We start from the raw sequence: 1,056 nt of genomic DNA on the forward strand, positions 1-1,056 counted from the left end.
GGTCAAGGCGGCATTGCAGGCAAAGGGATTGCCTGACGTGCACGAATACCACTCCGCGATGCCCGGCGATCGGGAGCGCACGCTGGAATTATTCAACGAACGTGGCGGTGTTGTCGTCTCCATCCGGTGTTTGGACGAGGGCGTCGACATCCCCACGGTGTCTCACGCGCTGATCTTGGCATCTTCTAGGAACCCGCGGGAATTCATTCAGCGGCGAGGGCGGGTTCTGCGCCGCGCGCCTGGTAAAGTCTTGGCCTATCTGCACGACGTTGTGGTGACGCCCGAGCCGGACGACGATGATGCCATGGGTGGGTCCGTCCTCAAGGGCGAACTGGCCCGAGCGATCGAATTCGGCGAGCATGCAATCAATCCTGCGGCGGTGGCCGACCTGAAACGGATAGCCGCTGCCGCAGGCCTGGATTGGTCCGCCTTGACCGAGAATGGCTTCGAGGCTGATGAGGACGAAGACGCCGTCGGCGACGTCATCGCCGACTCCCATCTGGAGACCCCCAATGTCTGAGACCGCCGAATTCTCGCGCGACGACAACCTTATCGACATTGTCGAAAAGCTTCGGGCCGAGCAGTTTCCTGACGTGGATCGCGCCCTGGTGCTGGAAATCTTGCACCTCCACGGGGGCGCCGAGCGTCCCGAAAACCTCACCCGCAAGGTCGACGAAGCCCTCGTTGCCGCCGCCACGGAGCAGGGCTGATGCTTTACCTGAAGTCGCTCGAAGTCACCAACTTCGGCCCTTTCAAGGGCACGCAGAGGGTGGAATTCCCGCAGGACATTGGCGTTTCCGTGTTTTACGGCGAGAACATGCGCGGCAAGACTAGCCTGCTCAACGCAATACGCTTTGCCCTGTTCGGCACCGTTATGGGCCGGGGACGTCGGAACCTTTCCCTCTACGATCTCGTCAACTTGGAAGCACGCACCGAGGGCGTGAGGAACTTCGAGGTCCGCCTCGAACTGACGCACGCGGGCGCCCACTATCGCTTGACGCGGACGGGAAAACCGGGGCCAGGTGGCTCCGACGATTACGTCGCCAGCTCCTACCT

At 61.9% G+C, this 1,056-nt stretch carries 3 protein-coding genes; all 3 read left to right on the top strand.

Annotated elements, in window-relative coordinates; all coding sequences use genetic code 11:
• On the top strand, window positions 1-520 hold a 520-nt coding region (locus tag EOA86_RS35880; protein WP_206630249.1), incomplete at its 5' end, for a helicase-related protein.
• Window positions 513-710: a hypothetical protein gene (locus tag EOA86_RS35885; protein ID WP_128345769.1), complete on the top strand. Its 198-nt coding sequence runs from the start codon at window positions 513-515 to the stop codon at window positions 708-710. The genes EOA86_RS35880 and EOA86_RS35885, both read left to right, overlap by 8 nt.
• On the top strand, window positions 710-1,056 hold a 347-nt coding region (locus EOA86_RS35890; protein WP_164892377.1), incomplete at its 3' end, for an AAA family ATPase. The genes EOA86_RS35885 and EOA86_RS35890, both read left to right, overlap by 1 nt.

The organism is Mesorhizobium sp. M5C.F.Ca.IN.020.32.2.1, from assembly GCF_004023105.1.
Classification (GTDB): domain Bacteria; phylum Pseudomonadota; class Alphaproteobacteria; order Rhizobiales; family Rhizobiaceae; genus Mesorhizobium; species Mesorhizobium wenxiniae.